General features: G+C 68.0%; 20 protein-coding genes. 7 read left to right on the forward strand and 13 right to left on the reverse strand.

From position 1 onward, the window contains the following. Positions 1-39: 39 nt before the first annotated feature. The 9 genes from LZ017_RS20340 to LZ017_RS20380 form a co-directional block, all read right to left on the reverse strand. The gene (locus LZ017_RS20340) at positions 40-357 is read right to left on the reverse strand and encodes a hypothetical protein (RefSeq protein ID WP_241398758.1); all 318 of its coding nucleotides are present in this window, start codon (positions 355-357) and stop codon (positions 40-42) included. Next, complete coding sequence (locus tag LZ017_RS20345) at positions 354-635, reverse strand: hypothetical protein (protein WP_241398759.1); 282 nt, start codon at positions 633-635, stop codon at positions 354-356. Before LZ017_RS20345 ends, LZ017_RS20340 begins: the two co-directional genes overlap by 4 nt. Before the next feature lie 21 nt (positions 636-656). Then, entirely contained in the window at positions 657-2,129 is a 1,473-nt protein-coding gene (ccoG, locus tag LZ017_RS20350; protein ID WP_241398760.1) for a cytochrome c oxidase accessory protein CcoG, read from the reverse strand. A 90-nt stretch (positions 2,130-2,219) separates the two neighbouring features. Further along, positions 2,220-3,119, reverse strand: coding sequence for a cytochrome-c oxidase, cbb3-type subunit III (gene ccoP / locus LZ017_RS20355; RefSeq protein WP_241398761.1), 900 nt, complete (start codon positions 3,117-3,119; stop codon positions 2,220-2,222). Then, positions 3,112-3,282, reverse strand: a complete 171-nt coding sequence (locus LZ017_RS20360) for a cbb3-type cytochrome oxidase subunit 3 (protein WP_374109962.1) — start codon at positions 3,280-3,282, stop codon at positions 3,112-3,114. The genes ccoP and LZ017_RS20360 overlap by 8 nt, the downstream gene beginning before the upstream one ends. 11 nt (positions 3,283-3,293) lie before the next feature. Next, positions 3,294-3,920, reverse strand: a complete 627-nt coding sequence (ccoO, locus tag LZ017_RS20365; RefSeq protein WP_241398762.1) for a cytochrome-c oxidase, cbb3-type subunit II — start codon at positions 3,918-3,920, stop codon at positions 3,294-3,296. A 15-nt stretch (positions 3,921-3,935) separates the two neighbouring features. Continuing rightward, the gene (gene ccoN / locus LZ017_RS20370; RefSeq protein WP_241398763.1) at positions 3,936-5,402 is read right to left on the reverse strand and encodes a cytochrome-c oxidase, cbb3-type subunit I; all 1,467 of its coding nucleotides are present in this window, start codon (positions 5,400-5,402) and stop codon (positions 3,936-3,938) included. Positions 5,403-5,441: 39 nt separating this feature from the next. Further along, positions 5,442-5,624 (reverse strand): cbb3-type cytochrome oxidase assembly protein CcoS, encoded by a 183-nt coding sequence (gene ccoS, locus LZ017_RS20375; RefSeq protein ID WP_241398764.1) that lies wholly within the window; start codon positions 5,622-5,624, stop codon positions 5,442-5,444. Continuing rightward, positions 5,624-7,996 carry a cation-translocating P-type ATPase gene (locus LZ017_RS20380; protein WP_241398765.1) on the reverse strand — a complete coding sequence of 791 codons (2,373 nt, stop codon included), beginning with the start codon at positions 7,994-7,996 and terminating at the stop codon, positions 5,624-5,626. The genes ccoS and LZ017_RS20380 overlap by 1 nt, the downstream gene beginning before the upstream one ends. Positions 7,997-8,031: 35 nt before the next feature. Between LZ017_RS20380 and LZ017_RS20385 the strand changes: the two genes are divergently transcribed. Next, entirely contained in the window at positions 8,032-8,481 is a 450-nt protein-coding gene (locus LZ017_RS20385; protein ID WP_241398766.1) for a DUF192 domain-containing protein, read from the forward strand. Between the two features lie 8 nt (positions 8,482-8,489). On the opposite strand, the gene LZ017_RS20390 is transcribed toward LZ017_RS20385, so the two are convergent. The 4 genes from LZ017_RS20390 to xseA all read right to left on the reverse strand — a co-directional run bounded on the left by LZ017_RS20390 (position 8,490) and on the right by xseA (position 12,830). Beyond that, the gene (locus LZ017_RS20390) at positions 8,490-9,893 is read right to left on the reverse strand and encodes a sensor histidine kinase (protein ID WP_241398767.1); all 1,404 of its coding nucleotides are present in this window, start codon (positions 9,891-9,893) and stop codon (positions 8,490-8,492) included. 58 nt (positions 9,894-9,951) lie between these two features. Beyond that, positions 9,952-10,653, reverse strand: a complete 702-nt coding sequence (locus tag LZ017_RS20395; RefSeq protein WP_241398768.1) for a response regulator — start codon at positions 10,651-10,653, stop codon at positions 9,952-9,954. Between the two features lie 120 nt (positions 10,654-10,773). Then, positions 10,774-11,355 (reverse strand): superoxide dismutase, encoded by a 582-nt coding sequence (locus tag LZ017_RS20400; RefSeq protein ID WP_241398769.1) that lies wholly within the window; start codon positions 11,353-11,355, stop codon positions 10,774-10,776. Between the two features lie 104 nt (positions 11,356-11,459). After that, positions 11,460-12,830, reverse strand: coding sequence for an exodeoxyribonuclease VII large subunit (gene xseA, locus LZ017_RS20405; RefSeq protein ID WP_241398770.1), 1,371 nt, complete (start codon positions 12,828-12,830; stop codon positions 11,460-11,462). 388 nt (positions 12,831-13,218) lie between these two features. On the opposite strand from xseA, the gene LZ017_RS20410 reads away from it, so the two are divergent. From LZ017_RS20410 to adk, 6 genes are all read left to right on the forward strand, one after another. Beyond that, entirely contained in the window at positions 13,219-13,851 is a 633-nt protein-coding gene (locus tag LZ017_RS20410) for a MotA/TolQ/ExbB proton channel family protein (RefSeq protein ID WP_241398771.1), read from the forward strand. Next, positions 13,848-14,264 (forward strand): biopolymer transporter ExbD, encoded by a 417-nt coding sequence (locus tag LZ017_RS20415; protein ID WP_241398772.1) that lies wholly within the window; start codon positions 13,848-13,850, stop codon positions 14,262-14,264. The genes LZ017_RS20410 and LZ017_RS20415 overlap by 4 nt, the downstream gene beginning before the upstream one ends. Then, positions 14,261-15,319 (forward strand): tetraacyldisaccharide 4'-kinase, encoded by a 1,059-nt coding sequence (lpxK, locus tag LZ017_RS20420; protein WP_241398773.1) that lies wholly within the window; start codon positions 14,261-14,263, stop codon positions 15,317-15,319. Before LZ017_RS20415 ends, lpxK begins: the two co-directional genes overlap by 4 nt. Continuing rightward, positions 15,300-15,497 (forward strand): Trm112 family protein, encoded by a 198-nt coding sequence (locus LZ017_RS20425; RefSeq protein WP_241398774.1) that lies wholly within the window; start codon positions 15,300-15,302, stop codon positions 15,495-15,497. Before lpxK ends, LZ017_RS20425 begins: the two co-directional genes overlap by 20 nt. Next, the gene (gene kdsB, locus LZ017_RS20430) at positions 15,497-16,258 is read left to right on the forward strand and encodes a 3-deoxy-manno-octulosonate cytidylyltransferase (protein ID WP_241398775.1); all 762 of its coding nucleotides are present in this window, start codon (positions 15,497-15,499) and stop codon (positions 16,256-16,258) included. Before LZ017_RS20425 ends, kdsB begins: the two co-directional genes overlap by 1 nt. Positions 16,259-16,419: 161 nt before the next feature. After that, on the forward strand, positions 16,420-17,073 hold the full coding sequence (gene adk, locus LZ017_RS20435; RefSeq protein ID WP_241398776.1) for an adenylate kinase: 654 nt from the start codon (positions 16,420-16,422) through the stop codon (positions 17,071-17,073). The last annotated feature ends 106 nt before the right edge of the window (positions 17,074-17,179 follow it).

A 17,179-nucleotide genomic window follows, 5' to 3' on the forward strand; every position in this document is an offset into this window, starting at 1 on the left:
GCGCGCCCGTGGAGACTGGCAGATGTCGGCCGTTCGCGCTCAGCGCGGCCACATGCGCGGATGCGGCGGCGCCGAGGATTCCGGCGTCACGACCAGCAGCGCGGTAATGGCATTCGAGACGCTGAACAACAGCCATAGCGCGAAGAAGCTCAGGCTGTACACCGTCTTGCGCGACAGCTGCATCTCCGCCCCAAACCAGGTGAGGTCGGCCGGATCGACCAGCGAGAACACGAGGGCCAGCGTCACGCCGGCCATCAAAAAGCTGGGCCACAGCACATACATCGCATAGCGACTCAGTCGCCCAGGCTCAACAACAACACCCGGGCCGACATCCTGCGGATCCGGGCGCGCGTTCATGGCTGCTTGCCACGGCTGGCGTCAGCCGCCGCGTTGTTGCGAGCCTTCATCGCCGGCTGCATCGCGGTGGCGCCATCGGCCGCGTCGTCGGCCGAGATCTGAGCACCGGGCTGAGCCGTGATCACCGGGTCCGGGTGGGTCAGCGCCATGCTGATCGTGATGGCGCAACCCAGCACCACCGCCGCCGGCCCGCCGACGACCAACCACATCACGCGGACCTTCCACCAAGGGGCGCCCGCGCCGTCCTGCGGCACCGCGGCTTGAACTGCTTGACTCATCCTGACCTCCATCTGCCGCGCTCAGCGCGGCAGCACAAATGTGGATTTCTCTTGAACACTGTACTGCCGTTCGCCGCCTTGCGCCTCCCGGACGATCGAGAAGTGGATGGGGTGCGCCCCCGCCTTCTCATTGGCCGCGATCTCCGGCGGCACGCGCAGGGCCAGCGTGACCCAGCGCGCCTGCGCCGCATCAACCGTGATGGTGCCCGGCGCCGGCACAAAGCCCAGGCCCGGCAGTCCGTCCACCGACAGGTGGAAACGCTGCGGCAACTCCGTCGCGTTCATGATCTGCAGCCGGTAGACGTTCTCGATGTAGCCATCCTCGACCTGACGCGCCAGCGCGGCGCGATCACGAACGATGTCCACCTTGAACGGCGTGCGCATCATCAGGCTCACGACCAGGGCGACGCAGATCAGCACCAGCCCGGCGGTATAGACCAGCACGCGGGGCCGGAACATGCGCCGACGGACCTGTTCCTTGGTCCAGCCGTTGGCCATGCCATGCTGGGTGTCGTAGCGAATGAGGCCGCGCGCATAGCCCATCTTGTCCATCACGTCGTCGCAGACGTCGATGCAGGCCGCGCAGCCGATGCACTCGTATTGAAGACCCTTGCGGATGTCGATGCCCGTGGGGCAGACCTGGACGCAGAGCGTGCAGTCGACGCAAGATCCCAGGCCCAGCGCCTTGGGGTCCGCCTTCTTGGAACGCGAGCCCCGCGGTTCGCCGCGCGTCTCGTCGTAGGAAATGATCATCGTGTCCTTGTCGAACATCGCGCTCTGGAAGCGCGCGTAAGGACACATGTATTTGCAGACCTGCTCGCGCATGTAGCCGGCATTGCCATAGGTGGCAAAACCGTAGAACAGCACCCAGAAGGTTTCCCAGGGCCCCAGCGACGCGGCGGTGCGCATCAGGCCCAGCGAACCGAGGATCTCCTGGCCCAGCATGGTGATGGGCGTGAAGTAGCCCACGAAGGTGAAACCGGTCCACAGGCCGATCGCGATCCAGGCCGCCTGCTTGCCGCTCTTGCGCCAGAGCTTGTTCAAGCTCCATGGCGCGGCATCGAGCTTGATGCGTGCCTGGCGGTCGCCTTCAAAGCGCCGCTCCACCCACAGGTAGATCTCGGTGTACACCGTCTGCGGGCAGGCATAGCCGCACCACAGCCGGCCTGCCACCGCGGTGAACAGGAACAGGCCATACGCCGAAATCAGCAGGATGGCCGTCAGGTAGATGAAGTCCTGCGGATACAGGACCAGTTCGAAGATGTAGAAACGGCGCGCGCCCAGGTCGAACAGCACGGCCTGGCGACCGTTCCAGTTCAGCCAAGGCAGCCCGTAGAACAGCAGTTGGGTGAGCCAGACCAGGGCCCAGCGCCAGGTGGCGAACCACCCGGACACGCTGCGCGGATAGATTTTCTTCTGCGCCTGGTAGAGAGAAACGTATTGCGACCCCTCCCCTTCGGAGGACGTGGCGGCAGCTGGCTTGGACTGGCTCATCGGTACGACTTTCGCTTCACCCCCGCGGTCCGCCAGCACCCGACCTTGGATCGGGCCAGGACGCTGGCGGCGCGTCAGCGAAGCAGGGACTCAACGCTTGTTGGAGAGGCTCCAGACATAGGCGCCGAGCACGCGGATCTGCTCGGGGCTGAGGCGGGACTCATGAGCCGGCATGACGTTGTTCTTGCCGTTGTTGATCATGTCCATCACCGCTTGCTCGCCCCAGCCATGCAACCAGACCTTGTCGGTCAGGTTCGGGGCGCCCAGGGCCTGGTTGCCCTTGCCGTCCGGACCGTGGCAGGCCGCGCAAGCACCGAACTTGGGCTTGCCCAGTTGCGCCGCGATCGCGTTGTGCGGGCTACCGGAGAGGCTCAGCACGTAGTTGGCGAGATTGCGGACGTCGTCCGAGGTCCCAACCGCGGCGGCCATCGGCGGCATCACGCCGTTGCGACCCTTGCTGATGGTCTGGATGATGGTGTCGTGGTCGCCACCGTACAGCCAGTCCTTGTCGGTCAGGTTGGGGAAGCCCTTGGAGCCGCGCGCGTCGGCGCCATGGCAGCTGGCGCAGTTGTTGGCGAACAGACGCTCGCCAATACCCATTGCCGCCGGGTCGGTCGCCAGCGCATCGGCGCTCTTGCCGTTGAACTGGGCATAGACCTCGCTGATGGCCTTCTGCGCCTTGGCCTGTTCGTTCTGGTACTGACCGGCACTGCTCCAGCCCAGGGTGCCCGCGTAGGTACCCAGGCCCGGGTAGAGCGCCAGATAGGCACCCGAGAAGACCACGGTCAGCACGAACAGGCCCATCCACCAGCGCGGCAGCGGGTTGTTCAGCTCACGCAGGTCCTCGTCCCAGACGTGGCCGGTGGTGTTGTCGTTGGCCATCACGCGGCGGCGCGCCGCGATCATGAGCAGGACCAGGCAGGCGATCAGACCGACCACGGTCGTGGCAGCCACGAAGACCGCCCAGCCCCCCGAAATAAAGTCACTCATTCTTTGCTCCTTGCTTCGCCACCTCGGGTTCATCCGCGAACGGCAGCGCAGCCAGTTCATCGAAGCGGGCGCGATTGCGCTTGGCATAGGCCCATGCGGCGATGCCGATGAAGGCCACCATGGAGGCGAGCGTCACGAAAACGCGCACGTCATTGATATCCATGGTGTATCTCCTTAGCGCTTGAGCGCGGTGCCCATCACCTGCAGGTAGGCGATCACGGCTTCCAGCTCGGTCTTGCCCTTCACGTCCTCGGCCGACTTGGCGATCTCTTCATCGCTGTACGGCACACCCAGGGTGCGCAGAGCGCGCATCTTGGGCGCCACGTCCGCCGGGTTCAGCGGGCTGGTGGCCAGCCACGGATAGGCGGGCATGTTGGACTCGGGCACCAGATCACGCGGGTTGATCAGGTGGATGCGGTGCCATTCGTCGCTGTACTTGCCGCCCACGCGGGCCAGGTCAGGACCGGTGCGCTTGCTGCCCCACTGGAAGGGGTGGTCGTAGACGAATTCGCCGGCCACCGAGTAGGGGCCATAGCGCAGCGTCTCGGCGCGGAAGGGACGGATCATCTGCGAGTGGCAGTTGTAGCAGCCTTCGCGGACGTAGATGTCCCGACCGGACAGCTGCAGCGCGGTGTAGGGCTTGAGGCCTTCCACCGGCTGGGTGGTCGAGCGCTGGAAGAACAGCGGCACGATTTCCACCAGGCCGCCGACCGCGACGGTCAGCAGCACCAGCACGATCATCAGGAAGTTGCTGGTCTCGATGCGCTCGTGACCGGCAGGCTTGTGCGTCGTTGTTGCCATCTTGTTCTCCTTGTCTCAGGCGTGAGCGACCACGGCCGGGATGGGCTGGGGCTGCACACGGCCCGCGCGCACCGTCATCACCACGTTCCAGGCCATCACGCACATGCCGGCGAGGTACAGCAGACCGCCGCCCAGACGGATGACGTAGAACGGGAAGGTGGCCTTGACGCTCTCGACAAAGGTGTAGACCAGGGTGCCGTCAGGGTTGACCGCACGCCACATCAGACCTTGCATCACGCCGGCGATCCACATCGCGGCGATGTACAGCACGATGCCGATGGTGGCGATCCAGAAGTGCACTTCGATCGCGCGCTTCGAGTACATCTCGGTGCGGCCGAACATGCGCGGGATCAGGTGATACAGGCAGCCCATGGAGATCAGGCCCACCCAACCCAGAGCGCCGGAGTGCACGTGGCCCACGGTCCAGTCGGTGTAGTGCGACAGCGCGTTCACCGTCTTGATCGACATCATCGGACCTTCGAAGGTCGACATGCCGTAGAAGGACAGCGACACGATCAGGAAACGCAGGATCGGGTCATCGCGCAGCTTGTGCCAGGCACCCGACAGGGTCATGATGCCGTTGATCATGCCGCCCCAGCTCGGCGCCAGCAGCACCAGCGAGAACAGCATGCCCACCGATTGCGCCCAGTCGGGCAGCGCGGTGTAGTGCAGGTGGTGCGGACCCGCCCACATGTAAGTGAAGATCAGCGCCCAGAAGTGCACGATGGACAGGCGATAGCTGTACACCGGGCGGCCGGCCTGCTTGGGGATGTAGTAGTACATCATCCCGAGGAAGCCAGCGGTCAGGAAGAAGCCCACGGCGTTATGGCCGTACCACCACTGCACCATCGCGTCCTGCACGCCCGCATAAGCCGAGTAGCTCTTGAACATGCTGACCGGGATCTCGGCGCTGTTGACCAGGTGCAGCAGCGCCACGGCGATGATGAAGGCGCCGAAGAACCAGTTCGCCACATAGATGTGGCGAATCTTGCGGGTGCCGACGGTGCCAAAGAACACGATGGCGTAGGAGACCCACACCAGCGTGATCAGGATGTCGATCGGCCACTCCAGTTCAGCGTATTCCTTGCCGGTGGTCAGGCCCAGCGGCAGCGTGACCACCGCGGAAAGGATGACCAGCTGCCAGCCCCAGAAGGTGAACCAGGCCAGGCCCGGTGCGAACAGCTTGGTCTGGCAGGTGCGCTGGACCACGTGGAAGGCAGTGGCCATCAGCGTGCAGCCACCGAATGCGAAGATCACCGCGTTGGTGTGCAGCGGCCGCAGACGGCCGTAGCTGAGCCAGGAAATGCCCAGATTCAGCTCGGGCCAGGTCAGCTGGGCGGCGATCACCACGCCTACCAGCATGCCTATCACGCCCCAAAGCACGGCAGCGAGCGCAAAGGCTCGCACCACGCCATCTTCGTAGGTCGGTGCTCCTGCACGACCCTTGTCCAGCGCGCCGGCCGGACCCGCAAGGCTTGTCATTGTTGCTCCTTGATCGTCATGATCGACAGGTTGGGATTCTTAGTGGCCGCTTAAGGGAGCGGCTTGATCGCCATCAACAAGCGGTGCCTCCTCCTGGAGGATGCGCCGCCCTTCCTGATCCAGCTCCTCGAGTTGGCCGGTGTGCACCGCCCATCCCAAGACCCCCAGGATCATCAGCACCAGAAGCACCGACAGGGGGATCAGCACGTACATCACTTCCATCAGGCTCTTCCGGTTTTGACGTCAACATCGCCGTTTCGTCCCAGCCTCATGGCATTGGCGACGACCAGCAGCGAACTCAGCGCCATCCCCAGGCCCGCAGCCCAGGGAGGCAGCCACCCCACCAGCGCGAGCGGGATGCAGGCGGCGTTGTAGGCCGCGGCCCAGGCGAGGTTCTGGCGAATCACGCGGCGAGTGTCGTCGGCCTTCTGTAGCGTAGCGACAACATCCAGTAACCTTCCTGACAACAAGATACCGTCGGCGCGCGCTCTGGCGAGTTCGGCGCCCTGCCCCATCGCCAGCGAAACATCGGCCTGGGCGAGCACCGGCGCGTCGTTGATGCCATCGCCCAGCATCAGCACGCGGTGCCCCGCTTGTTGCAGTGCGCGCACATGCGTGAGCTTGTCCTCCGGCGACGCGGCCGCCTGCCATTCGTCGATGCCCGCCGCCTCGGCCAGTTCGGCAACACGCGGCAGCGCATCCCCGGACAGCAGCAGCACTCGCAAGCCGCGCGCGCGCATGGCTTGCACCGCGGCCTTCGCGTCGTCGCGCAGCCCTTCCTCGAAACGCCAGGCCAGCAACGCCTCGCCGTCCAGCGACAGCGCCAACTGGGCGGCCACGGGCAGCGGCGTCGTCGACACCCAGGCCGGCGAACCCAGGCGCCAGCTGCGGCCGTCGGCGTCCACGCCCAGCAACCCCTGGCCTGGAAACTCCTGGATGCGCTGCCAGTGATCGGCCGTGGGGAGCGCCTGCGGATCCAGCCCCCCTGCAAAACGACCGCCATCCGGCACGGCCTGCGCCGCCTCCCCGGGCTGCATCACCGAACGCAGCAGACCCTGGGCGCGGGGATGGCGCGAGGCCTGTGCCAGCGCCACCGCATGCAGCAAGGCCTCGTCGTGCCTGGCCTGTGGCAGGGCCGCGGACCAGCAGGGTTGCGCATGGGTGCGCTCGTCGCTGAGCGTGCCGGTCTTGTCCAGCACCAAGGTGTCCACCCGCGCCAGATGCTCCAACGCATCCAGCCGCGACAGCAGCACGCCGCGGCGCGCCAGCCCGCCGGCCGCCCCCAGCCAGGCGGACGGCGCCGCCAGGCTCAGCGCGCAGGGGCAGGTGACGATCAGCACCGCCACCGACACCGCCAGCGCGCGGCTGGGATCGACGAACTGCCAGGCCACCGCGGCCAGCCCGGCGATCAGCAGCACGGCCCAGATGAAGGGGCCCGCGACGCGATCGGCCATGCGCAGCTCGCCGGGGCGCTGGGTCAGTGCCTGGCGCATCAGCCGCACGATGGCGGCATGGCGCGTGTCTTCGCCCACCCGGGTCACGCGCAGCAGCAACGGCGCCTGCAGGTTCAGGCTGCCCGCCAGCACGGCATCGCCGGCCGCTTTGGGCTGAGGCGTGGCCTCACCGCTCAGCAGCGCCTCGTCGGCGGCGCTGGCGCCCTGGGTCACCACCGCGTCGGCGGGAAAGGACTGCCCGGCGGGAACGCGGATCAGATCGCCGACCTGCAGCAGCTCGGGCCGCACCCAGTCCTGGGTCCGTCCGTCGGGGTCCAGGCGCTCCACCTTGTCGGGCAGGTGGGCCGCGCCTTGTTCCAGCGCCTCGGCCGCGCGCTGGCGGGCGCGCAGTTCCAGATAGCGCCCGGCGAGCAGAAAGCTCAAGAACATGGTCACCGAGTCGTAATAGACCTCGTGGCCGAAGGGCCCGCCCGGGTCCAGCGTCACGCCGGTGCTGGCGACGAAGGCCACCAGCAGCCCCAGCGACACCGGCACATCCATGCCCGCCTTGCGCTGCCGCAGTTGCGCCCAGGCGGCGCTGAAGAAGGGACCGGCGGCCAGCAGCATGGCCGGCAGCGTCAGCACCCATTGCCCCCAGTTCAGCAGCTGCAACTGGTCCGGCGTGATCTCGCCGGGCTCGGCGACATAGCTGGGCCAGGCCAGCATCATCACCTGCATCATCAGGAAGCCAGCGACGAAGAGCCGCCACAGCGCCTGCCGGTGCGCCTGCTTGCGCAGCTTGCGCGCCGGGGCGGCCAGGTCGGGCACGGCTTCGTAGCCGGCGCGCCGTATCGCGTCCTGCAGTGCGCTCAGGCTGGTGCGTTGCGGATTCCAGAGCAGGCTCAGGCGTTCGCTGGCGCCATTGACGCGCGCCTCCACCACCCCGGCGCAGCGCACCAGGGCCTGCTCGATGATCTCAGCGCAGGCCGCGCAATGCATGCCCGCCAGGCGCAGTTGCGAGCGCGCCAGACGGGTGCCGTCCGCCCCCTGTTCCCACTCGGTGAAGCCGGACAGCTCCGCGTCGGGGGACGCTCTCTCCAGATCGCTCCGGGACGGGGATTCGGCTTCGGCGGGGCCGGCGGGAGCGAGGAAGGCGGACATGGCAGCCATAATCCGAAAAACCGCACCCTGGCAACATGACATACATCAAGACACTGCTCACTTTCCTGGCGGCCGCCCTGTTTTCCAGCGCGGCCCCGGCCCAGGACGCCCCCCAGTCGCTGCCCATGGTGCAGTTGAACGCCGGCATGCACCTGATCCACGCCGAAGTGGCGCAGACGGACGCCCAGCGCGCGATCGGCCTGATGCACCGCAGCAGCATGCCGCAGAACAACGGCATGCTGTTCGTGTTCGAACAAGCGGCGCAGCAGTGCTTCTGGATGCGCAACACTCTGATCCCGCTGTCCATCGCCTTCATCGACGACGCCGGCAAGGTGGTCAACATCGCCGACATGCAGCCGATGAACGAAACCTCACACTGCTCGGCCAAGCCGGTGCGCTATGCGCTGGAGATGAATGTCGGCTGGTTCGCCAAGCGCGGCATCAAGGCCGGGACCCAACTGGGCGGGCCGTTCTGGAAGCACTGAGCCCCGCGCTAATGCTTCAGCAGCCAGCTGATACGCAGACCGGCCACCTCTGGGCGCGTCTGCGTGCGCCAGTGGCCACCAAGGCGTTGGACGATCTCGAACGCGATCGCCAGCCCCAGTCCGGAACCGCCATCCCCTCGGATGTCGGCACGCTCGCCGCGCCAGAAGGGCTCGCACAAGCGCGGCAGGTCCTGCTCGGCAATGCCCGGCCCGTCGTCCTCGATCTCCACCCGTACGCCTTGCGGGCTTGACGCGGCGCGCAGCACGATGGCCTGCCCGCCATAGCGCAGCGCGTTGTCCAGCACGTTGGTCAACGCCTCGCCGAGCCAGATGGGGTGCGCGTGCGCGAGCAGCGGCATGGCGGGCAATTCCAGGCTCAGGCTGCGGCCGGCACGCAGCGCGCGCAGAGCCATCGGCTCTGCAGCCTCCCTGAGCAGCGGCCGTATGTCCATCCGCTCAACCTCCCCTTCGGTGGCCAAGGCCGCCTCGGCGCGCGCCAGGCTCAACAACTGCGTGGTCAGGCGGCTCATACGCTCGGTCGATCCCAACAGCGCCCGCGTCAGCGGCGCCACGGCAGCCTCCGCCACGGGGTGCTGACCCAGCTCCAGCGCCAGCTCCTGGGTGAGCACGCGCAGCCCAGCCACCGGCGTGCGCAGCTGATGGGCCGCATCGGCCACGAAACGGCGCTGCAAGGCCACCGACTGCTGAACCTCCTGCAAGAGCTGGTTGATGCGCTCAATCAAGGGCGCGGCCTCGGCTGGCACGCCTTGCAAGGGCAAGGGCCGCAGATCGTTGACCGCGCGCTGCGCCGCCTCGTGCGCGATCTCGCGCAGCGGCCGCACGGAACGGCGGATGCGCCAGGCCAGCAGCAAGGCGCTCAGCCCGCCCAGTGCCAGCGTGGGCAAGGCCAGTGCGACCAGCACATCCTGCATCAGCCGCCGGCGCTTGCCCAGCGACTCCACGACGATCAGCGACACCGAACGGTCCAGCATCGGCGAGGCCAGCGAGAACAGCACGCCGCGCACCGGCTGGCCGCGGTAGCGGCCGTCGAACATCCGCGGCCGCTCGAAACTCTGGCGCTGCGGCTGGGGTTGCGGCACCTGATCGTCGCCGGCCAACACCTGGCCGCGCTCGTCGACCAGCGCGAAGCTGCTGCGCTCGTTGCCCTCCCAGTTGAGCAACTCCATGGTCTGGCGACTGACGTCCAGCAGCGCCGAACGCTCGGTCCAGGCCACCTTGGTGGCCAGCGCGGTCACTGCGTCCTGCAGGCCGCGATCGAAGGCCGAGTTCGCCGCCGCGCGGGCCAGCCAGTAGCCGGTGGCACCCGTGGCTGCACTGCCCAGCACCCAGATCCACAGCAACGGCCCGAGCAGCTGCCGCCGCAAGCTGGAGCGGCGCGGCGGCGCGCTCATCGGCCCCCCGCGGGCGCCGCGCGCGCCGGTCCACGCCCGGCCTCACGGTCCCGTCGCGTCATGGGGCCTCGGCCTCGGCGTCGGCATCGCTGGCGTCGGCGCACTCCATCACATAGCCGAAGCCGCGCACCGTGCGTATCGCGACGCCCAAGGTGGCGAAACGCTTGCGCAGCCGGTGCACATAGACCTCCACCGAGTTTTCGCTGAAGTCGGAGGACCAGCTGGACAGCCGTGCGACGATGGCCTCCTTGCTCACGACCCGGCCGGCGCGCTGCATCAGCATCTCGGTCAACGCGTGCTCGCGCGGCGACAGCCGCACCGGTTCGCCGCGATGGAAGAGTTCGCGGTGCGACAGGTCCAGCACCAGCTCGCCCAGCTGCAGCGTGTCGCTGATCCGCCCTTCCAGACGACGCCGGAGCGCGCGCAGCCGGGCGATCAACTCGGGCAGCTCGAATGGCTTCACGAGGTAGTCATCCGCACCGGCGTTGAGTCCGCTGACGCGGTCCGCCAGTTCGTCCCGCGCACTGAGCAGCAAGACCGGCAACCTGGCGCCCTCGCCGCGCCAGTGGCGCAGCACGCTCATGCCGTCCAGTCCGGGCAGCCCCAGATCCAGCACCGCCAGCTCGAACTGGCCGATCAACCCGGGCGCGACGGCGCTGCGTCCATCGCCCAGCACGTCAACCTGCCAGCCTTCGCGCGCCAGCGCGCGGGCCACGCCCAGGCTCAGCGCCTCATCGTCTTCCACCAACAGAACCCGCATCGGCCACCCAATTCACACCCGTTGCTCACCGGCCGCACATTTCGTGCGGCCGTCGCATTCTGACGAAAAAAAACCGGCCCACAGGACCGGTCGGGATCAGCGGCCGAGGCCGGCGCAGACTCAGGCGAAGTTGGCCTGCGCGAACTCCCAGTTCACCAGATGGTTCAGGAAAGTTTCGACGAACTTGGGACGCAGGTTGCGATAGTCGATGTAGTAGGCGTGCTCCCACACATCGATGGTCAGCAGGGCCTTGTCGCCGGTGGTCAGGGGGGTGCCGGCGGCGCCCATGTTGACGATGTCCACGGAGCCGTCGGCCTTCTTCACCAGCCAGGTCCAGCCCGAACCGAAGTTGCCCACGGCGCTCTTCGTGAAGGCTTCCTTGAAGGCATCGTAGCTGCCCCACTTGGCGTTGATCGCATCGGCCAGCGCGCCGCTCGGTGCGCCACCGCCGTTGGGCTTCATGCAGTTCCAGAAGAAGGTGTGGTTCCAGATCTGCGCGGCGTTGTTGTAGATGCCGCCGCTGGAGGTCTTGACGATCTCTTCCAGCGTCTTGCTCTCGAACTCCGTGCCCTTCTGCAGGTTGTTCAGATTCACCACGTAGGCGTTGTGATGCTTGCCGTGGTGGAACTCCAGCGTCTCGGCGCTCAGGTGCGGCGCCAGGGCGTCCTTGGCATAGGGCAAGGAAGGCAGAACATGTTCCATGAAGACTCCTCTGTATCGGTTGAGTTTGACGGGCGTCAGGGCGGATTGTAGGCAGCCGGCCTTGTCCCCCGGCCCGGTGTTGGCTTGTGCGAACCCGGAACAGGTCAGGGCTGCGGGTCCGCCGGCTCGACCCCTTCCACCCGCAGCGCGGCCCGGCCGTCGGCGAGCACCGCGCCCAGGGCCTGCCCTGGGGCCAGTTGGCGCACCGACACCAGAGCCTGCCCTCGGCCATCGTCCAGCCAGGCGTAGCCGCGCGCGAGCACGCGCTGCGGGTCGAGTGCTTCCAGCCGCTGGCCCAGCGCGTCCAGGCGCAGGCGCTGGCGTTCGCACAGCAGCGGCGCGCTGCGCTGCCAACGCTCGCGCAAATGCTGCAAGCGCTGCTGGCGCGCCGCCAAGGCCTGCGGCAGCAGCATCGCCAGGCGGAACTCCAAATGCCCCAAGCGCTGGGACTGCAGGCGCAGCCGCTGTGGCAAGACCTGACCCCAACGCTGCCCCAGCAGGTCCAGCCTGCGCCGCTGGCGGGCCAGCGCATCGCCGGGCCGCGCCAGCCGCAAGGCCAGCCGGTCCAGGGTCTGGGCCATCACGTCCAGCCGCTGGCCCAGGCGCCGCGCCAGTCTCGCCTCCAGCGCCAGCAGCTGCTCCAGCAGCGCTTCGCGCGGCGAGATGGCGAGCTCGGCCGCCGCAGTGGGTGTGGGCGCGCGCAGATCGGCGACCAGATCGGCCAGGGTCAGGTCGGTCTCGTGGCCTACGCCACAGATCAGTGGCAGTTCACTCTGCGCCACCGCGCGCACGACCCGTTCATCGTTGAAGGCCCACAGGTCCTCCAGCGATCCTCCACCGCGCACCAGCAGCAGCACATCGACCTCGCGCCGCTCATTGGCCAGGGCCAGCGCGCGCACCAGCGCGTCCGGCGCGTCGGCCCCCTGCACCGGGCTCGGGTAGATGACGACCTCGACCTGCGGCGCACGCCGCGCCAAGGCAGTCAGCACGTCGCGCAGGGCCGCCGCGGCGGTGGAGGTCACGATGCCCAAACGACGCGGAAAGCGCGGCAGCGGCTTCTTGCCCGCGGGGTCGAAGAGCCCCTGGGCCTCCAGCGCGGCCTTGAGACGCAGGAACTGCTCGTAGAGCGCACCCTCACCGCTGCGCCGCATCGCCTCGGCGACGAACTGCAGTTCGCCGCGCGGCTCGTAAATGGCCATGCGGCCCCGCAGCTGCACGCGCTGACCATCCTGGGGGCTGAAGTCCAGCATCGCCGCGGTGCGCCGGAACAGCGCACAGCGCAGCAGCCCAGGCCGCCCGTCAGCATCCTTGAGGCTGAAATAGCAATGACCGCTGGCGGCGCGGGTGAAACCGGAAATCTCGCCCTCCACCGTGACCGCGCCAAAGCGCGCCGCCATCGCGTCGGACAAGGCCGACAACAAGGCCGCCACGCCCCAGACCATGCGTGGCGATGCGGGTTTCCAGCCCTCAACCATGCGCAAACCCAGGATTGGCGCGGGTCGGGAACTCCACAGCCGCGCCAATCCTGGTCCGGCGGGCCATTTCACCCGTCACGCCCGCGTCACATGGCGCTAAGCGATTGAATTTGCTTAACTTTTTCATGCTCAAAAATAAGGCAATCCAGCGCAGCCCCCGATCTGATCGGCCGAGGACGCATCCGCTCAGGACTTACGCACAAAGTTATCCACAGCTTCGGTGGATGAGTTGGCAGGCCCCCGACAGGACTCGCCCGGCGGGAGCACCCGCCCCTGTCGCGCGATGCCGCCAGGCCGCCTGGCGGACGCCTCGCTTGGGCCCATAATCGCGGCCACGGGAGGGGCACCCGGCCCCGGGGCCCGGCACCGACAAGAAGGGACGAACACCTTGTTTTCGATCATACAAGCCGCCGGCTGGCCGATCTGGCCCTTGCTGCTGTGCTCGGTCGTGGCGCTGGCCCTGATCATCGAGCGCCTGATCAATCTGCGCGCCTCCCGCGTGGCGCCCGCCAGCCTGCTGGACGAGGTACTGAGCGTGAGCCAGGCCCAGTTACCGACGCCGGACGTGGTCGGCAAGCTGGCCGAGAACTCGTTGCTGGGCCAGGTGTTGGCCAGCGGGCTGCGCGTCGCTGCCGCCGAGCCACGAGCCGCTGAAGCGCGCCTGCGCCAGGTCTTCGAACTGGCCGGCCGTGGCGCCATCCACCAGATGGAGCGCTACCTCAACACGCTGGGCACCATCGCCGCCGCGGCGCCGCTACTGGGGCTGCTGGGCACGGTGGTGGGCATGATTGAAATTTTCGGCAGCCAGAGTCCGAGCGGCAACAACCCGGCGCTGCTGGCCCACGGCATTTCGATCGCGCTCTACAACACCGCCTTCGGGCTGATCATCGCGATCCCGTCGCTGATGTTCTATCGCTACTTCCGCGGCAAGGTCGAGGCCTACGTGATCGACATGGAACAGGCCTGCGACCGGCTGCTGAGCCTGCTGCTGGTGCGCGCCGGCCAGGGAGCGGCGCGATGAAGTTCCGCCGCCGCAGCCAGGAGGAACCGGAGATCAACCTGATCCCCTTCATCGACGTGCTGCTGGTGGTGCTGATTTTCCTGATGCTGTCCACCACCTATTCGAAATTCACCGAGCTGCAGGTCACCCTGCCCACCGCCAGTGCCGACGCGCTGCAGGAGCGGCCGGCGGAGATCATCGTCGCGATCTCCGCAGACGGCCGCTATTCGGTGGACCGCAGCGCGGTCGATGGCCGTTCGGTGGAACTGCTCACCGCGGCGCTGCAACGCGCCGCCCAGGGCAAGCAGGACCCGCTGCTGGTGGTGTCGGCCGATGCCGCCACCGCCCATCAGAGCGTGGTCAACGTGATGGACGCGGCGCGGCGCGCCGGACTGCCCAAGCTGGTATTCGCCGCCAACAAGTCCTCCGAATGAGTCTGTCGCTGCGTCTGGCCCAGCGCCTGCAGCAGGCCTGGCGCGAGGACGATGCGCTGGCCCAGGCACTGCGCCCGCTGGCCGCCTTGCATCGCGTGGTGCAAACGCTCAAGGTCTGCGTCTACCGCCGGAGGCTGAAGCGCAGCGCTGCGCTGCCTGTGCCCGTCATTGTAGTGGGCAACTGGATCGTCGGTGGCGCCGGCAAGACCCCCACCCTGCTCGCGCTGCTGGCCCATTTGCGCGCCCTGGGGCTGCGGGTGGGGGTGGTCTCGCGCGGCTACGGACGCCGGGAGGATGGCGGCGCCCACCTGGTGCAGCCCGGCGACCCCGCCGAGCTCTGCGGTGACGAGCCCTTGCTGATCCGCCTGCGCAGCGGTGTGCCGGTGGCGGTGGGACGCGACCGCGTCGCGGCGGCGCGCCTGCTGCTTGACCGCCATCCCGAACTGCAGCTGCTGCTGTCCGACGACGGACTGCAGCATTGGCGCCTGCCGCGCCAGCTCAGCATCCTGGTCTTCGACGAGCGCGGCTTGGGCAATGGCCGCCTGCTGCCCGCCGGGCCGCTGCGCCAGGACCGAGAACTGCCGCCACCGCCAGGCAGCGCCGGCACACGGCTGGTGCTGTACAACGCGACGGCCCCGAGCACGCCGCTGCCCGGTCATCTGGCCCGCCGCGAACTGGCCGGTGCGGTTCGGCTGCGCGACTGGTGTGCCGGCGAACCGGCCCGGCTGGACGCGCTGCACGCGCTGCGCGGCCGCCCGCTGCTGGCGGCCGCCGGACTGGCCCAGCCGGAGCGATTCTTCGCGATGCTCGAACAACAAGGGCTGACCCTCGAACGGCTGCCACTGGCCGACCATGCCACTCTGCAGCCACTGCCCTGGCCGCGCGAGCGCGAAGTGCTGGTGACCGAAAAGGACGCCGTGAAGTTGCGCCATTTGGCCCAGGACGACCCGCCGATCTGGGTGGTGGCGCTAGACTTCCGGCCCGAACACGCTTTCTTCGAGGCCTTGCAGCACTGTCTGCGGCCGCTGCTGAGCCATGGATCCACGACTGATTGAACTGCTGGTTTGCCCCGTCTGCAAAGGGCCTCTGGAAGACGTGCGGCAGGAGGACCGGCGCGAGCTGGTCTGCCACGCCGACCGCCTCGCCTTCCCGGTGCGCGACGGTATCGCGGTGATGCTGGCCAACGAGGCTCGTCCGCTGGACAACCCCGTGGACGACCCGGCGGGCGCCTGATGGGCTTCGTCGTCATCGTTCCGGCGCGACTTGCGTCGACGCGCCTGCCCGGCAAGCCGCTGGCCGACATCCATGGCCTGCCGATGATCGTGCGCGTGGCGCGGCAGGCGGCGCTGTCTGGCGCCGAACGGGTGGTCGTTGCCACCGACGCCACCGAGGTCCGCGAAGCCTGCCTGGCCCACGGCGTGGAAGCACTGATGACGCGCGCCGACCACGCCAGCGGCAGCGACCGCCTCGCCGAGGCCTGCACCCAGCTGGGCCTGGCCGACGAACAGTGCGTGATCAATGTGCAGGGCGACGAGCCGCTGATCGCCCCCACCATGATCCAGGCCTGCGCGGCGCTGCTGACGTCGCGCCCGGACTGCGTGATGAGCACCGTGGCGCACGCGATCACCGACGCGGCGGAGTTCGCCAACCCCAACGTCGTCAAGTTGGTCTGCGATCGCGAGGGCCGCGCGCTCTATTTTTCGCGCGCACCGATTCCCTGGTGGCGCGACGCGCCCGCGGCCGGCGCCCATCCCTACCCCGAACACCCCGACGCGGTGCTGCGCCATGTCGGCCTGTACGGCTACCGAGCCGGGTTCCTGCGCCGCTTTCCACAGCTAAGCCAGAGCCCGTTGGAGCAGATCGAAGCGCTGGAGCAATTGCGCGTGCTGTGGCATGGCGAACGCATCGCCGTCCATGTCAGCGCGGAGCGGCCCGGCCCCGGCGTGGACACGCCGCAAGACCTGGAACGGGTGCGGCAGCTGCTCGCCGGCTGAGCCCGCTGCGGCCCTGCTGGCAGCCGCGACGACCTGGGGTTACAACCGAGCGCCAAGCGCCGCCGCGTCAGCCGTGCGAAGGCTGGCCCATGCTATCCTCGGCCGCAGTTTGTGAGGGCACGAACGAAAGTCCGCGCCCTCTTTGCATATTGAGGAGACCCATGAGACTGATTCTTCTCGGCGCGCCCGGCGCCGGCAAAGGCACCCAGGCCGCCTTCATCTGCCAAAAATTCGGCATCCCGCAGATCTCCACTGGCGACATGCTGCGCGCCGCCGTGAAGGCCGGAACGGAGCTGGGGCTGGCCGCCAAGAAGGTCATGGATGCCGGGGGGCTGGTCAGCGACGACATCATCATCGGCTTGGTCAAGGAACGCATCGCCCAGCCCGATTGCGCCCAGGGCTTTCTCTTCGACGGCTTCCCGCGCACCATTCCGCAGGCGGACGCGATGAAGGCGGCCGGCGTCAAGCTGGACGTTGTGTTGGAGATCGCCGTCCCCGATGAGGCCATCATCGAGCGCATGAGTGGCCGCCGCGTGCACGTCGCCTCGGGCCGCACCTACCACGTCAAGTTCAACCCGCCCAAGGTGGCCGGCAAGGACGATGTGACGGGCGAGGATCTGATCCAGCGCGACGACGACAAGGAAGAGACCGTGCGCAAGCGCCTGGAGGTCTACCAGGCGCAGACGCGCCCGCTGGTCGATTACTACTCGCGCTGGGCCGACAGCGGCGACGCACAAGCCCCGCGTTACCGCCGCATCGAAGGCCTGGGCTCGGTGGACGAGATCACCGCCCGCGCGCTCGCCGCACTGGGTTGAGACGCGCCGCCAACGCGGCACCGGCACAGCGACCCCGCGCAGGCGGTGGTCGCTCTTTTTTCGGCCACAATTGACGTTTACGTTAACGTAACTCACCCACCCTCTT

It is taken from the genome of Pelomonas sp. CA6 (genome assembly GCF_022549225.1).
In the GTDB taxonomy this organism is placed as follows: domain Bacteria; phylum Pseudomonadota; class Gammaproteobacteria; order Burkholderiales; family Burkholderiaceae_C; genus Roseateles.

What these genes read in the sequence shown, in the direction of transcription:
- LZ017_RS20340 (WP_241398758.1), bottom strand. Translation starts at nt 357, where the DNA reads ATGAACGCGCGCCCGGATCCGCAGGATGTCGGCCCGGGTGTTGTTGTT.
- LZ017_RS20345 (WP_241398759.1), bottom strand. Translation starts at nt 635, where the DNA reads ATGAGTCAAGCAGTTCAAGCCGCGGTGCCGCAGGACGGCGCGGGCGCC.
- ccoG (WP_241398760.1), bottom strand. Translation starts at nt 2,129, where the DNA reads ATGAGCCAGTCCAAGCCAGCTGCCGCCACGTCCTCCGAAGGGGAGGGG.
- ccoP (WP_241398761.1), bottom strand. Translation starts at nt 3,119, where the DNA reads ATGAGTGACTTTATTTCGGGGGGCTGGGCGGTCTTCGTGGCTGCCACG.
- LZ017_RS20360 (WP_374109962.1), bottom strand. Translation starts at nt 3,282, where the DNA reads ATGGATATCAATGACGTGCGCGTTTTCGTGACGCTCGCCTCCATGGTG.
- ccoO (WP_241398762.1), bottom strand. Translation starts at nt 3,920, where the DNA reads ATGGCAACAACGACGCACAAGCCTGCCGGTCACGAGCGCATCGAGACC.
- ccoN (WP_241398763.1), bottom strand. Translation starts at nt 5,402, where the DNA reads ATGACAAGCCTTGCGGGTCCGGCCGGCGCGCTGGACAAGGGTCGTGCA.
- ccoS (WP_241398764.1), bottom strand. Translation starts at nt 5,624, where the DNA reads ATGGAAGTGATGTACGTGCTGATCCCCCTGTCGGTGCTTCTGGTGCTG.
- LZ017_RS20380 (WP_241398765.1), bottom strand. Translation starts at nt 7,996, where the DNA reads ATGTCCGCCTTCCTCGCTCCCGCCGGCCCCGCCGAAGCCGAATCCCCG.
- LZ017_RS20385 (WP_241398766.1), top strand. Translation starts at nt 8,032, where the DNA reads ATGACATACATCAAGACACTGCTCACTTTCCTGGCGGCCGCCCTGTTT.
- LZ017_RS20390 (WP_241398767.1), bottom strand. Translation starts at nt 9,893, where the DNA reads ATGAGCGCGCCGCCGCGCCGCTCCAGCTTGCGGCGGCAGCTGCTCGGG.
- LZ017_RS20395 (WP_241398768.1), bottom strand. Translation starts at nt 10,653, where the DNA reads ATGCGGGTTCTGTTGGTGGAAGACGATGAGGCGCTGAGCCTGGGCGTG.
- LZ017_RS20400 (WP_241398769.1), bottom strand. Translation starts at nt 11,355, where the DNA reads ATGGAACATGTTCTGCCTTCCTTGCCCTATGCCAAGGACGCCCTGGCG.
- xseA (WP_241398770.1), bottom strand. Translation starts at nt 12,830, where the DNA reads ATGGTTGAGGGCTGGAAACCCGCATCGCCACGCATGGTCTGGGGCGTG.
- LZ017_RS20415 (WP_241398772.1), top strand. Translation starts at nt 13,848, where the DNA reads ATGAAGTTCCGCCGCCGCAGCCAGGAGGAACCGGAGATCAACCTGATC.
- lpxK (WP_241398773.1), top strand. Translation starts at nt 14,261, where the DNA reads ATGAGTCTGTCGCTGCGTCTGGCCCAGCGCCTGCAGCAGGCCTGGCGC.
- LZ017_RS20425 (WP_241398774.1), top strand. Translation starts at nt 15,300, where the DNA reads ATGGATCCACGACTGATTGAACTGCTGGTTTGCCCCGTCTGCAAAGGG.
- kdsB (WP_241398775.1), top strand. Translation starts at nt 15,497, where the DNA reads ATGGGCTTCGTCGTCATCGTTCCGGCGCGACTTGCGTCGACGCGCCTG.
- adk (WP_241398776.1), top strand. Translation starts at nt 16,420, where the DNA reads ATGAGACTGATTCTTCTCGGCGCGCCCGGCGCCGGCAAAGGCACCCAG.